The sequence below is a fragment of the Actinomadura madurae genome (genome assembly GCF_047130825.1).
GTDB classification, from domain to species: domain Bacteria; phylum Actinomycetota; class Actinomycetes; order Streptosporangiales; family Streptosporangiaceae; genus Spirillospora; species Spirillospora madurae.
Genome location: NZ_CP083237.1, coordinates 6,883,964 through 6,895,843, shown reverse-complemented (window position 1 = coordinate 6,895,843; position 11,880 = coordinate 6,883,964). Strand labels below are relative to the sequence as shown.

General features: G+C 74.5%; 14 protein-coding genes. 8 read left to right on the top strand and 6 right to left on the bottom strand.

Going from position 1 to position 11,880, the window contains the following annotated elements; translation table 11 throughout:
* Nucleotides 1–94: 94 nt before the first annotated feature.
* Both K8Z49_RS31610 and K8Z49_RS31605 read left to right on the top strand, forming a co-directional pair.
* Nucleotides 95–640 (top strand): RNA polymerase sigma factor, encoded by a 546-nt coding sequence (locus K8Z49_RS31610; RefSeq protein ID WP_412515917.1) that lies wholly within the window; start codon nt 95–97, stop codon nt 638–640.
* Nucleotides 633–1,316, top strand: a complete 684-nt coding sequence (locus K8Z49_RS31605) for an anti-sigma factor family protein (RefSeq protein ID WP_250359550.1) — start codon at nt 633–635, stop codon at nt 1,314–1,316. Before K8Z49_RS31610 ends, K8Z49_RS31605 begins: the two co-directional genes overlap by 8 nt.
* A gap of 13 nt (nt 1,317–1,329) precedes the next feature.
* Here K8Z49_RS31605 and K8Z49_RS31600 read toward each other — a convergent pair whose 3' ends face one another.
* Both K8Z49_RS31600 and K8Z49_RS31595 read right to left on the bottom strand, forming a co-directional pair.
* Nucleotides 1,330–1,749: an SAM-dependent methyltransferase gene (locus K8Z49_RS31600; RefSeq protein WP_412521208.1), complete on the bottom strand. Its 420-nt coding sequence runs from the start codon at nt 1,747–1,749 to the stop codon at nt 1,330–1,332.
* On the bottom strand, nt 1,727–1,912 hold the full coding sequence (locus tag K8Z49_RS31595) for an SAM-dependent methyltransferase (protein WP_412515916.1): 186 nt from the start codon (nt 1,910–1,912) through the stop codon (nt 1,727–1,729). Before K8Z49_RS31595 ends, K8Z49_RS31600 begins: the two co-directional genes overlap by 23 nt.
* Nucleotides 1,913–1,978: 66 nt before the next feature.
* Between K8Z49_RS31595 and K8Z49_RS31590 the strand changes: the two genes are divergently transcribed.
* Complete coding sequence (locus K8Z49_RS31590) at nt 1,979–3,034, top strand: MBL fold metallo-hydrolase (protein WP_075021286.1); 1,056 nt, start codon at nt 1,979–1,981, stop codon at nt 3,032–3,034.
* Between the two features lie 29 nt (nt 3,035–3,063).
* Complete coding sequence (locus tag K8Z49_RS31585; protein WP_021598646.1) at nt 3,064–3,588, top strand: DUF488 family protein; 525 nt, start codon at nt 3,064–3,066, stop codon at nt 3,586–3,588.
* Here the strand turns inward: K8Z49_RS31585 and K8Z49_RS31580 are convergent.
* Complete coding sequence (locus K8Z49_RS31580; protein WP_412515915.1) at nt 3,573–4,124, bottom strand: YdeI/OmpD-associated family protein; 552 nt, start codon at nt 4,122–4,124, stop codon at nt 3,573–3,575. The two genes, K8Z49_RS31585 and K8Z49_RS31580, sit on opposite strands and share 16 nt — an antisense overlap.
* A gap of 83 nt (nt 4,125–4,207) precedes the next feature.
* Here K8Z49_RS31580 and K8Z49_RS31575 point away from each other — a divergent pair, with 83 nt between their 5' ends.
* Nucleotides 4,208–5,158: a helix-turn-helix transcriptional regulator gene (locus K8Z49_RS31575; protein WP_021599948.1), complete on the top strand. Its 951-nt coding sequence runs from the start codon at nt 4,208–4,210 to the stop codon at nt 5,156–5,158.
* A 52-nt stretch (nt 5,159–5,210) separates the two neighbouring features.
* Entirely contained in the window at nt 5,211–6,434 is a 1,224-nt protein-coding gene (locus K8Z49_RS31570) for an ROK family transcriptional regulator (RefSeq protein ID WP_021599947.1), read from the top strand.
* Here the strand turns inward: K8Z49_RS31570 and K8Z49_RS31565 are convergent.
* The 3 genes from K8Z49_RS31565 to K8Z49_RS31555 all read right to left on the bottom strand — a co-directional run bounded on the left by K8Z49_RS31565 (nt 6,414) and on the right by K8Z49_RS31555 (nt 10,266).
* Nucleotides 6,414–7,079 (bottom strand): GNAT family N-acetyltransferase, encoded by a 666-nt coding sequence (locus tag K8Z49_RS31565; protein ID WP_412515914.1) that lies wholly within the window; start codon nt 7,077–7,079, stop codon nt 6,414–6,416. The two genes, K8Z49_RS31570 and K8Z49_RS31565, sit on opposite strands and share 21 nt — an antisense overlap.
* 17 nt (nt 7,080–7,096) lie before the next feature.
* Nucleotides 7,097–8,890, bottom strand: coding sequence for a protein kinase domain-containing protein (locus tag K8Z49_RS31560; RefSeq protein WP_412515913.1), 1,794 nt, complete (start codon nt 8,888–8,890; stop codon nt 7,097–7,099).
* Nucleotides 8,891–8,958: 68 nt separating this feature from the next.
* Entirely contained in the window at nt 8,959–10,266 is a 1,308-nt protein-coding gene (locus K8Z49_RS31555) for a GH1 family beta-glucosidase (RefSeq protein ID WP_075021291.1), read from the bottom strand.
* Between the two features lie 153 nt (nt 10,267–10,419).
* On the opposite strand from K8Z49_RS31555, the gene K8Z49_RS31550 reads away from it, so the two are divergent.
* Together K8Z49_RS31550 and K8Z49_RS31545 are read left to right on the top strand one after the other, a co-directional pair.
* A complete protein-coding gene (locus K8Z49_RS31550; protein ID WP_021598906.1) occupies nt 10,420–11,043 on the top strand; it encodes a TetR/AcrR family transcriptional regulator in 624 nt (207 codons plus the stop codon).
* Between the two features lie 120 nt (nt 11,044–11,163).
* On the top strand, nt 11,164–11,772 hold the full coding sequence (locus K8Z49_RS31545; RefSeq protein WP_021598905.1) for a hypothetical protein: 609 nt from the start codon (nt 11,164–11,166) through the stop codon (nt 11,770–11,772).
* The last annotated feature ends 108 nt before the right edge of the window (nt 11,773–11,880 follow it).

Here is an 11,880-nt window from a genome sequence, read left to right as displayed (position 1 = left end):
GCCTCCGGATTCCATATCGGCGGTAATACGGCGAGGCGCGCGGAAGAGATTCGCCGTTTTGTGAACCCTTTTGGCCCTCGCGCCCGTATTGCACATGTGGGATCTTTCCGATGAGTCGCTGCTCACCGGCATGGCCGCGGGCGATGCCGAGACGGCGGCCGTCTTCGTCCGGCGGTACCAGGCCCGCGTCTACGGACTGGCGTACGCGCTGGTCGGATCCTCGGCGATAGCGGAGGAGGTGGCGCAGGAGGCGTTCCTGCGCGCCTGGCGGCACGCGGGCGCCTACGACCCCCGCAAGGGCCGTGCCGTCACCTGGCTGCTGACCATCACCCGGAACCTTGCCGTGGACGCGATGCGCCTGCGCGGCGACCGGCCCGTCGACCCGCACATCCTGCTCAACACGCTCACCGGCGGCGAGCGGGCGGTCGCCACCACGAGCTATGAGGACGCCGAGGAGCTGCGCGAGGCCCTGCGGGCCCTCCCGCCCGAGCAGAGCGTGCCCATCGTGCTGTCGGTGTACTACGGGCTGACGGCCGGCGAGATCGCCGAGCGCGAGCACATACCCTTGGGGACGGCGAAGACCCGGCTCCGCCGGGGGCTCGCCAGACTCCGCGAGGCGCTGGGGGTGACCCATGACTGACAGTCCCGCCTGCGCCGAGACGAGGCGCCTCCTGCCCGAGCTCGCGGCGGGCGTCGCGCCGGCCGAGGAACGCGCGCGGGCGCTGCGCCACATCGCCGGATGCGGCCGGTGCCACCGCGAGCTGGAGGCCCAGACGGCGCTCGTCGACGAGCTGCTCCGGCTCGTCCCGGAGCGGCAGCCGCCCGCCGGGTTCGAGGCCGCCGCGCTCGCGCCCATGCTGCGCCGACGGCGGCCCCGGCGCCTGCGCAACGCCCTCGTGCTGGCCGCGTCCGCCCTGGTCATCGCCGGGGCGTCCGGCGGTGCGGTCTGGCAGCGGACCGAGAGCGACCGGAACCTCGCCGACAGCTACCGCCAGACGCTCTCCGTCGCCCACGGCCGGTACCTGCGGACGGTTCCCGTCGACGCGGGCGGCGCCGGCGGCGCGGAGCCCGCGGGCTACGTGTTCGCCTACCAGGGCTCGCCCGCCTGGCTGTTCGTCACGATGACCGCCGCGCGCTCGCCGGGCGCCTACCAGGTCTCCCTGACCACCCGCGAGGGCCGCAACGTCGCGCTGGGCAGCATGAACGTCGAGGACGCGCAGGGTTCGTTCGGACGGACGGTGCCGGTCTCCGTCCACGACATCCTCGTGATGCGCTTCCAGGGGCCGTCCGGCGAACTCCTCGCCCGCTTCGGCTGAGCCGGGCCGTCCGTCAGCCGGGCTTGCGGGCCACGGCCGTCCAGCCGGCGTCGCTGATGTACTCGCCGCCGTGCGGGCGCCATTCGTGGAGGCGGACGACGCCCGGCTCGACGATGGTGAGGCCGTCCAGGAGGGCGGTCACCTGGTCGCGGGTGCGGGCCACCAGGGGAGCGCTCGCCGACTCCGAGCGGTAGGTCTCGCCGACCTGCTCGTTGCGCCGCTCCTCCGCCGCCGCGTGGGAGAGGATGACGTGGCCGCCGGCCGGCAGCGGGTCGGCGAAGCGCCGGACGAGCGCCCCCGGGTCGCCCTCGTCCGGCAGGAAGTGCAGGACGGCGACGAACAGCACGCACACCGGGCGCTCGAAATCGATCAGCCGGTCGACCTCCGGGTGCCCCAGCACCGTTTCCGGATCACGCGCGTCGGCCTGGACGATGGCGGTGCGCTCGTCGGTGGCGACCAGCGCCCGCGGTGCGGTCGGAGGCGTAGTTGTCCTTGCCGCCGAGGAAGTAGTCGTACATCCGGGCCGCGCTCGGCGTGCCGGTGTCCACGCCGGGAACCGGCTCGGCGTCCCGCGGACCCGTCATCGCGTCACCCACGGCCGGTCTCCTCACCGGTGCAAATCATGATCATCCAGTCTACGGCGGCCGGGTTAGGCTGCCACCATGTGCGAGACAACGGGTGGAGCGGGGGAGGCGCGGGCGTCGATGCCGCGTCCGGTGCGCGGGGCGGCGGTCGATCCCGTCGCGCTGGAGCCGGTGGACGAGGTCGAGATCCTCACCCTGGTGGACAACGTCTACGACGCGCTGCTCGGCAGCGACGAGCGGACCCGCCGGGCCGGGTTCGGCGCCGGGATGGTGACGGCGCCGCAGTTCGAGGAGGGCCGCACCCCCACCGGGATGATCGCCGAGCACGGGTTCTCCGCGCTGGTCACGGTGCGCCGGGCCGGCCGCTCCACCAGGCTGCTGTTCGACACCGGCCTGTCGCCGGACGCGATGGTCACCAACGCCGCCCGGCTCGGCGTCGACCTCGGCGACGTCCAGGCCGTCGTGCTCAGCCACGGCCACTTCGACCACGCCGGGGGGCTGGCCGGCCTGGCGGGACGGCGCGGCGTCCGGTCGCTGCCGATGGTGCTGCACCCGCGGGTGTGGACGAAGCGCCGGCTCGCCGTCCCCGGCGAGCCCGTGGAGGAGCTGCCGACGCTCAGCAGGAAGGCCTTGGACGGCGAGGGCTTCGAGGTCATCGAGCGCCGCGAGCCGTCCCTCCTCCTGGACGGCGGCGTCCTGATCACCGGCGAGGTGGACCGCACGACCGAGTTCGAGCACGGCATGCCGCCCCCGCACCAGGCCTGGACCGGCTCCGGCTGGGAGCACGACCCGCTGGTGATCGACGACCAGGCCCTCGTCGTGCACGTCCGCGGCCGGGGACTCGTCGTGCTGACGGGGTGCGGGCACGCGGGAGCGGTCAACATCGTCCGGCACGCGCGGCGGCTGACGGGCGTCGACCGGCTGCACGCGCTCGTCGGCGGGCTCCACCTGGGCGGTCCGGCCTTCGAGCCGGTCATCCCGCCCACGGTCGCCGCGCTGACCGAGCTGGCGCCGGGCCTCGTCGTCCCGGGCCACTGCACCGGCTGGCGGGCCCAGCACGCCCTGGCCGCCGCGCTCCCGGACGCCTGGGTGCAGGGCAGCAGCGGCACCACCTACCGCCTCGCCGCCGCATAACCCCGGCGCCGAGCGGGAAGCGTGGCCGGGTGGAGGCGCTGCTGACGTTCGGCCACGGCAGGGCCGGGCGCGAGGACCTCGCCCGGCTCCTGCGCGACGCGGAGGTCCGGTCGGTGGTGGACGTGCGCACCGCGCCCGGCAGCCGGCGCAACCCGGACGTCCACCGCGACGCCCTTCGGGCGTGGCTGCCCGCCGAAGGAGTCGGCTACCGGTGGGAGAGGCGGCTCGGCGGCTTCCGGCGGCCTGAGCCGGACGCGCCCGACACCTTCTGGCGCAACGACTCCTTCCGCGGCTACGCCGGGCACACCCGCAGCCGCGAGTTCCTGGCCGCCATGGACGACCTCCTCCAGGAAGCCGAAGGCCGCCGCACGGCGGTGATGTGCAGCGAGTCGGTGTGGTGGCGCTGCCACCGCCGCCTCATCGCCGACTTCGCGGTGCTGGCCCGCGGCCGGGCGGTGCTGCATCTCGCCCACGACGGCCGCCTCACCGAGCATCCGCCCACGCCGGGGGCGCGGCTGCGGGAGGACGGCCTGCTCGTCTACGACGGGGAGTGAGCGGCCAGGCGGGCGAGCGTCCTGGCCAGCCTCGCCGCGCGTCCGGCCGGGGTCCGGGCCTTGAGCAGCGGGAGGATCGCCAGGTAGCGGCCGGTCTTGCCGAGCGCCGCGAAGCCGGCCGCCGCCCGGGGGTCGGCGTCGAGCGCGGCGGCCAGGTCTGGCGGCACGGTGACGTCGCGCTGCGCGGCGTAGGCGGCGTCCCAGCGGCCGTCGGCGCGGGCGGCCTCGATCTCCGCCATGCCGGCCGGGCGCATCCGCCCGGCGGCGACCAGCGCCTCCGCCCGCTCCACGTTGATCCGCGACCACGGGCTGCCGGCGCGGCGGCGCGAGTACCGCTGGAGGTAGAAGTGCTCGTCGAGGGCCCTGCGGTGGCTGTCGATCCACCCGTGGCACAGCGCGACCTCCAGCGCCTCACCGATTCTCAGGGCCGTGACGGGCGCGCCCTTCTTCGCGATCTTGAGCCAGACGCCGTCCGCCGACGCGTGGTGCGCGGCGAGCCACGCCTCCCATGCCGCCGCGTCCTGGAAGTGCATCATCGCTGGTCCCCCTCGGTGTCGATACCTCCATGCTCTCCCTCAAAGTGCTCGCCTTCTGAGCACTTTGAGGGAGAATGTGGACCATGCGCGCCGACCGCCTCGTGGCCGCCCTGCTGCTGATGCAGAGCCGGGGCCGGGTGACGGCGGCCGAGCTGGCCGCCGAGCTGGAGGTGTCCGTCGCCACCGCCCGCCGCGATCTGGAGGCGTTGTCGGCCGCGGGCGTCCCCGTCTACCCGCGGCCCGGACGCGGCGGGGGCTGGTCGCTCGTCGGCGGCGCCCGCACCGATCTCAGCGGGCTCACGGCGGTGGAGGCGCAGGCGCTGTTCCTGCTCGCCGGTCCCGCGGCGGGCGTGTCGGCCGAGGCGAAGGCGGCGCTGCGCAAGCTCGTCCGGGCCCTGCCCAGCACGTTCCGGGCGGACGCCGAGGCCGCGACCGCCGCGACGATGGTCGACCCCACCCGGTGGGGCGGGCACGACCGGCCCCGCCCCGCCCTGGTCGGCGTGCTCCAGGACGCCGTGGTCCGCCGCCGCAAGGTCCGCCTGACCTACGCCGGCCGCACCCGCGAGCGGACGGAGCGGCTGGTCGACCCGTGGGGCCTGATCGACAAGGACGACGTCTGGTACCTCCTCGCCGGGACCGCGCACGGGCGCCGCACCTTCCGCGTCGACCGCATCGAGCGGGCCGAGCCGACGGACGCGCGCGCCGCACGCCCGGACGGCTTCACGCTCGCCGCCGCCTGGGAGGAGACCGTCGAGGAGATCGAACGGCGCCGCTCCCGCACCTGGGCGACCGTGCTCATCGAGGAGCGGTTCGTGTTCGTGCTGCGCGAGCGGTTCGGACGGCACTGCCGCACCGAGGGCACCGCCGGGCAGGGACGCGTGCGGGTCCGGGTGGGCGCGCCGACCCCGCTGGACATCGCCCGCGACCTCGCGGGCTGGGGCGGGCGCATCGACGTCCTGGAACCGCCCTCCGTCCGCGACGAGCTGGCGCGCATCGGCACGGAACTGGCCGCCCGCTACGCCGGGGAGGACTGACGCACCACGAGGGCTTCGGTAATTTGGCGGCAGCGCATCGTGAGGAGGAGCCATGTCGTCCTCGCTCCTGCCGGGCACCGGCGGCACCGGGCGGGTCTCCCCCGCGACGCGGCGGCGCACCATGGGCATCCTCCTGCGCGAGGTGCATCGGGACGGGGCGGTGTCGCGCACCGAGCTCGCCGCCCGGATGGGCGTGAACCGGAGCACGATCCTGACGCTGATCGCGAAGCTCGCGGACGCGGGCCTGGTGCGGGAGGAGCCGTCCGCGGCGACGGGGCGGTCCGGGCGGCCGTCGCTCGTCGTCCGCCCCGAGCCCGGCCGGGCGTACGTCCTCGCCTTCGACGTCGCGATGGACCGGCTGGTCGCCGCCAGGGTCGGGCTCGGCGGGACGGTCCTGGAGCGCAGGGAGGCGTTCCGGCGCCGCGGTCGGGACGACCTGGAGGACGTGGTCGCCGTCCTCGCCGGGTTCGGGCGCGCGCTCGTGGCCGCCGCCCCGCCGGACGCGGCGTGCGCGGGGGTCGGCGCGTCGTTCTGCGGCCTGATCAGGGCGGCCGACGGGAAGGTCCGGCTGGTGCCCACCCGGGGGTGGACGGATCTCGACTTCGGCCCGGCCCTCGGCGAGCGGCTGGGCCTGGACCTGCCCGTGCAGGTCGGCAACGAGGCGCATCTGGGCGCGTTCGCCGAGCTCGAACGCGGCGCGGGCGCGGGCGGCAGGAACCTCGTCTACCTGCATGGGGACATCGGCGTCGGCGGCGGCATCATCGTCGGCGGCAAGCCGCTGCACGGCGACGACGGCTACGCCGCCGAGCTCGGCCACATGATCGTCAATCCGTACGGCGGGCGCCCCTGCAACTGCGGCTCGCGCGGCTGCCTGGAGGCGGAGGTGGGCGAGGCGGCGCTGCTGGAGGCGGCCGGGCGCGCCGGCGGCCCGGTCGGCCGGGAGGGGGTGCGGGCCGTGGTGGACGCGGCGGAGGCCGGGGACGAGGCCGCCCGGCGGGCCCTGGAGCGGGTCGGCGACTGGCTCGGCATCGGCGTCACCAACCTGATCAACCTGTTCAACCCGGGCGTCGTCGTCTTCGGCGGCATGCTGCAGGAGATCTACCGGGGCGCGGCGTCCCAGGTCCGCGCCCGCGTGGCGGCGAGCGGCCTGCCCGTCTCCCGGGAGCACGTCGAGCTCCGCACCGCCGCGCTCGGCTACGAGTCCACCCTGGTCGGCGCCGCCGAGCTGGGCTTCGCCGCGCTGCTGGCCGACCCTCTAGGCGTCCTCGGCGCCTGATTCCGGGAGCCCGAACATCGGGAGGCACGGGGCGAGCCCCTCCACGGTGACGGGGACGGTGCGGTGTCGTTCCCAGTCCTCCCGGGTGAGCCGCATGCGGTGATCGATCCTCAGTTCGCCGCGGACGACGCGGCGGTCGATCCCGTTGGCCTGGTAACCGAGCTTGCGCGACACGGCCTGCGACGCGTGGCTGGTGTCGAACGCGGACGACAGCGCCTCGTCGGCGCCCAGCCCGGAGAACGCCAGGTGCAGGACGGCGGCCCTCATCTCCGTGCCGATCCCCTGCCCCTGGTGGCGGCGACCGAGCCACGAACCCGTCTCGACCTGGCGGAGGACGGCCAGGTCACGTCCCCGGAGCGTCTGCTGCCCGGCGACCTCGCCCGCGTGGAAGACGGTGAGGTCGAGCTCCCACGACTCCGGCGTCCACTCCGCGAGCATCTGCCAGTGGTGCTGGACGACGCCGCGCGCCACCTCGGCGGGCGGGCGATCCGTCCACGGCACCGCGAACGGCATCGTCTCGGGCGGATGGACCCCCTCGGCCGCGACGTCGGCCAGGGCCCCGAGTTCTTCAGGAGACGGGAGCCGCAGCTCCAGCCGGGGCGTCCTCAGCCGTAGTCCGACGAGCGGGAAGTGATCGACCAGCATTCCTTCTCCCGGCCGGGCTAGGTCGTGCGGAGTTCGGTGATGGTGAGCCGCTGCTTCGGTTCGCCGTCCGTGGTGCCGTTCTCCACGCCCTCCTTGGCCACCTTGTCGATGACGTCCATGCCGGAGGTGACCCGCCCGAAGACCGTGTAGCTGGCCGGCAGCCTCTCGGCGTCCGCGTAGAGGATGAAGAACTGGCTGCCGTTGGTGCCCGGCCCCGCGTTGGCCATGGCCACGGTCCCCCGCGTGTACCTCGCGGAGGACAGGCTCTCGTCGCCGAACCGGTAGGACGGGCCGCCCGTTCCCGACCCGCTCGGATCGCCGCACTGGAGGATCTTGAGGGACGAGTCCGTCGTGAGCCGGTGGCATCGGGAGCCGTCGAAGAACTTCCGGCCCGCGAGGTAGGCGAGGGAGTTGACCGTGCACGGCGCCTTCCCGGGGTCCAGCTCCACCGCGATCGTGCCGAGGTCGGTGCGGATGTCGGCGCGGGACGGGCTCTGCGCGGGCGGGGTGGCGGGCGGGGTCCCGGACTGCTTGATCTTCTCGGTGGTCGCCGGGAGGTACCGGCACGGGCCGGACGACCCCGATCCCGCCACCGGCGTCCGGGTGCCGGTCCCGCCCTCCGCCCTCTCCTCGTCGCCGTCCGAGAGCAGGACGGCGGTGACGAGCGCGCCGGCCAGGACCACGACGGTGGCGGCGGCCGCCCCGGCGATCAGCAGCGGGCGGGCGGCGCCGCCCCGGCCCGGCGGCGGGCCGCCCGGCTGCGGGAAGCCCGGTGGCGGCGGGGGCGGTCCGGGCGGGAACCCCGGCGCGGGGAACGGCGGCGAGGGTGCGGACGTCGAGGCGGCGGACGGCGCGGCGGCGGACGGCGCGGCGGCGGACGGCGCGGCGGGCGCCGTGGCCGAGGGCGCGCCGGGCGCCGTGGCCGAGGGCGCGCCGGGCACCGTGGCGTCCGGTGCCGGGCGCGCGGCGGCCGACGTGCCCTCCGCGAGCAGGTTCGCGTCCGCGCCGAGGCCGAGCAGCCGCTGCAGCACCTGGACCGCGGTCGGGCGTCCCGCCGGGTCCTTGGCCAGGCAGGACGCGACGAGCGCGCGCAGGTCCCCGGTCAGCGCGCCGAGGTCCGGTTCCCCGTACAGGACCTGCTGCATGATGACCGGCACCGAGGCGCCGCCGAAGGGCGGGACGCCGTTGGCGGCGAACGCCATCGTGCAGCCCCAGGCGAACATGTCCAGGGGCGCCCCGCCGGTGGACCCCGCCACCTGCTCCGGCGCCATGTAGGCGGGCGTGCCGACGGCGCCGGTCAGGGTGGCGGACGTGGCCTCCAGCGGCCGGGCGATGCCGAAGTCGATGACCTTCGGGCCGTCCGGCCCGAGCAGCACGTTGGCGGGCTTGAGGTCGCGGTGCACGACGCCCGCCTCGTGGATCGCGGCCAGCGCGGTGGCGGTGCCGACGGCGAGCCGCACCAGTTCGTCCGGGGGCGCCGGGCCGCCGGCCGCGATCCGGTCGCGCAGCGACGGCCCGTCGATGTACTCGCTGACGATGTAGGGGATGTCGCCGTCCGCCTCGGCCGCGAGGACGCGGGCCGTGCAGAACGGGGCGACGCGCCGGGCGGCGGCCAGCTCGCGCTCGAAGAGGGTGCGGGCCCGCTCGTCCCGTCCGACGTCGGCGTGCAGGATCTTCACCGCGACCCGCTCCCCCGCGTCCGACTCGCCGAGGAAGACGACCCCCTGCGCGCCCTCCCCGATCCGGGCCGTCAGCCGGTATCCGCCGAGTTCGCGGGGATCGGTCGCGCGCAGCGGACGGGTCTCCGGCATTCACCACCTCCACGACGATCCGGAAAGGGCAGACTATCCACGCCGCGTCCCGGACGGTCGCGCGGTGGTCACCCCGGGTTCCGGGACGAGGCGATGAGGTCGCGGTACCAGCCGTAGGACTTCTTCGGCGTGCGCTTCTGCGTCTCGTAGTCGACGTGGACGAGCCCGAAGCGCGGGTGGTAGCCCTCCGCCCATTCGAAGTTGTCCAGGAGCGACCAGGCGAAGTAGCCGCGGATGTCGACGCCCTCATCGATGGCGGTGCGCATGGCGGTGATGTGGGCATCCAGGAACTCGATGCGGGACGTGTCGTCCACGGCGCCGTCCGGGCCGGGCTCGTCGGGGAACGAGCAGCCGTTCTCGGTGATGTAGAGCGGCGGCAGGTCGTAGCGCGAGTCGAGCGTGCGGAGCAGTTCCAGGAACGCGTCCGGGACGATCGGCCAGCCCATCCCGGTCACCGGGTACTCGGTGATGTCGGCCAGGTCGAAGGGCAGCGGCCCCTCCGCGGGCGTCCTCACCCGTGTCGGGTGGTAGTAGTTCACGCCCAGGAAGTCGATGGGCGCGGAGATGAGCGCCATGTCCTCGGGACGGACGAACGGCGCGTCCGCCATCGGGTCCGGGTAGCGGCCCAGCAGGACGGGGTCGGTGAACAGCCGGTTCATGAACCCGTCGAAGGCGTCCGCGGCGGGCCGGTCTTCGGGGGTCGCCGCCCAGGCCGGGGAGTAGTGGTTCGTCAGCCCGATCTTGCGGGCGCCGCGGCTGCGCAGGGTCTGGATGGCGAGGCCGTGGCCGAGGAGCTGGTGGTGCGCGGTGGGGAGCGCGTCCAGCATGAGCGTCCGGCCCGGAGCGTAGACGCCGAACGCGTACCCGTAGGCCGTGACGACCACGGGCTCGTTCAGGGTTATCCACATGTCCACGCGGTCCGCGAGCCGCGTCGCCGCCAGGTAGGAGAATTCGGCGAACCGGTAGGCGGTGTCGCGTTCCATCCAGCCGCCGGCGTCTTCGAGCGGCTGCGGGAGGTCCCAGTGGTAGAGGGTGGCGACGGGGGAGATGCCCGCGGCGAGCAGCCCGTCCACCAGGCGGTCGTAGAAGTCGAGGCCCTTCGGGTTGACCGGTCCCCTCCCGGCGGGCTGCACGCGGGGCCACGCGATCGAGAACCGGTACGCGTCGACGCCGAGCCCCGCCATCAGCGCGATGTCCTCGGGCCAGCGGTGGTAGTGGTCGCAGGCGACGTCGCCGGTGTGGCCGTCCCTGACGCGTCCGGGGGTGTGGGAGAAGACGTCCCAGGTGGACGGTCCCCGCCCGTCCTCGCCGGCCGCGCCCTCGATCTGGTAGGCGGCGGTGGCGACGCCCCAGCGGAAGCGTTCCGGAAGCCCCATCGCGTTTCCCTCCCCTGCATGCCTCGGCGAAATGCGAATAGCCTTCGGATATTAGTGCGGGGGTGGTGCGCGCGGAAGACTCCCGTGACCCGCGGGTGGTGAAGGGCGGGCCGAGCATGCCGGGCACCGGTGCGTTCGGGGGACAATGGCAACGTGACCGAGATCCGCACCCCGCTCCGCCGCCGTCCCGCCCAGCGCCGCAGCGCCGAACGCGTCCAGCGGATGCTCGACGCCTGCGCGGCCATCCTGGACGAGGACGGCTACGACGGCCTCACCACGACGCGCATCGCGCAGCGGGCCGAGGTGGCGATCGGGTCGGTCTACCAGTTCTTCCCCGACAAGCGCGCCGTCGCGCAGGCGCTCGCCCTGCGCAACCTGGAGGAGTTCGGCGACCGGGTCGCCGCGCGGCTGGCCGCCGGCGAGTTCGGCGACTGGTCCGACACGGTCGGCGCGATCATCGAGATCTTCGTGGAGATGCACCGGACCGTGCCCGGCTTCCGGGTGCTGCGCTTCGGCGACGTCGCGGACGTCAACCTGCTCGACTCCGAGGCCGACAACAACGCGGTGGTCGCCGACCGGCTCCGCAGGCTGGTGGTGGACACCTTCGGCGTTCAGGACACCCCCGGTCTCGCCACCGCGCTCGCCATCGCGGTCGAGGCCGGCGACGCCGTGCTGAAGATGGCGTTCCGCCGCAGCCCGGACGGCGATCCCGAGATCGTCGCCGAGGCGGAACGGCTGATCCACGGGTACCTGGCCGCGCACATCCAGGAGTCCTGAGCGACCCCCGCGGCGGCGGGCGTGCCCCGGGCGCCGCGGCCCGGCCCGGCGCGCCCGCGCAAACGCCGCATGAAGCTGGGTCGCTGTGGCAGACTCCCTCGGCAAAACGCAATAGAACGGGTGAGTTCGCTGGACGAAGAGAGACTGCAGGCGCAGCGCAAGCTGCTGATCCGGCAGCGGGTGCGCCTGATGGTGAACCAGTACGAGGTGCACGCCGAGGGCAGCGGCGGCCAGGAGGGCGAGCTGCTCGCCTTCGCGCAGCAGAAGCGGCTGGCGTTCAAGGAACAGGTCACCCTGTACTCCGACGACACCAAGACGCGCCCGATCCTCGGGTTCAAGGCGCGCAAGCGCATCGACCTCGCGTCGGCGTACGACGTCACCGACGCGCACGGGCAGGCGATCGGCGTCTTCCGCAAGGACTTCAAGAAGTCGCTGCTCGCCTCGACCTGGCACCTGGAGCAGCCGGGCCTCGGCGTGACGACCGGCAGCGAGCGCAACAAGGTCGTCGCGGTGCTGCGGCGCGTCTGGCAGATCATCCCGTACGTGGAGAGCCTTCCGTTCGCCTGGCCGTACCACTTCGACTTCTACGCCGGTGACCAGGTGGTCTTCTCCGTCGACAAGAAGTTCGGGTTCCGCGACCGCTACGTCGTCGAGATCAACGACCCGCGGCTCGACCGCCGCCTGGTCATCGCGCAGGCGGTCGGCCTGGACGCCCTCCAGTCGCGCTGACGCCCTCCCGGTCGCCCTGACGCCCTCCCGGCCGCGCCGGCGCCCTCCCGGCCGCGCCGGCGCCCGCCTCCGGGCGATGCGCGTTCCCGCGACGCCCTGGCCTCCGCG

Bases quoted from the DNA above. Each gene is read 5' to 3' on its own strand.
- K8Z49_RS31565 (WP_412515914.1), bottom strand. From the start codon at position 7,079: ATGCTGGTCGATCACTTCCCGCTCGTCGGACTACGGCTGAGGACGCCC.
- K8Z49_RS31590 (WP_075021286.1), top strand. From the start codon at position 1,979: ATGTGCGAGACAACGGGTGGAGCGGGGGAGGCGCGGGCGTCGATGCCG.
- K8Z49_RS31575 (WP_021599948.1), top strand. From the start codon at position 4,208: ATGCGCGCCGACCGCCTCGTGGCCGCCCTGCTGCTGATGCAGAGCCGG.
- K8Z49_RS31570 (WP_021599947.1), top strand. From the start codon at position 5,211: ATGTCGTCCTCGCTCCTGCCGGGCACCGGCGGCACCGGGCGGGTCTCC.
- K8Z49_RS31555 (WP_075021291.1), bottom strand. From the start codon at position 10,266: ATGGGGCTTCCGGAACGCTTCCGCTGGGGCGTCGCCACCGCCGCCTAC.
- K8Z49_RS31580 (WP_412515915.1), bottom strand. From the start codon at position 4,124: ATGATGCACTTCCAGGACGCGGCGGCATGGGAGGCGTGGCTCGCCGCG.
- K8Z49_RS31560 (WP_412515913.1), bottom strand. From the start codon at position 8,890: ATGCCGGAGACCCGTCCGCTGCGCGCGACCGATCCCCGCGAACTCGGC.
- K8Z49_RS31610 (WP_412515917.1), top strand. From the start codon at position 95: ATGTGGGATCTTTCCGATGAGTCGCTGCTCACCGGCATGGCCGCGGGC.
- K8Z49_RS31605 (WP_250359550.1), top strand. From the start codon at position 633: ATGACTGACAGTCCCGCCTGCGCCGAGACGAGGCGCCTCCTGCCCGAG.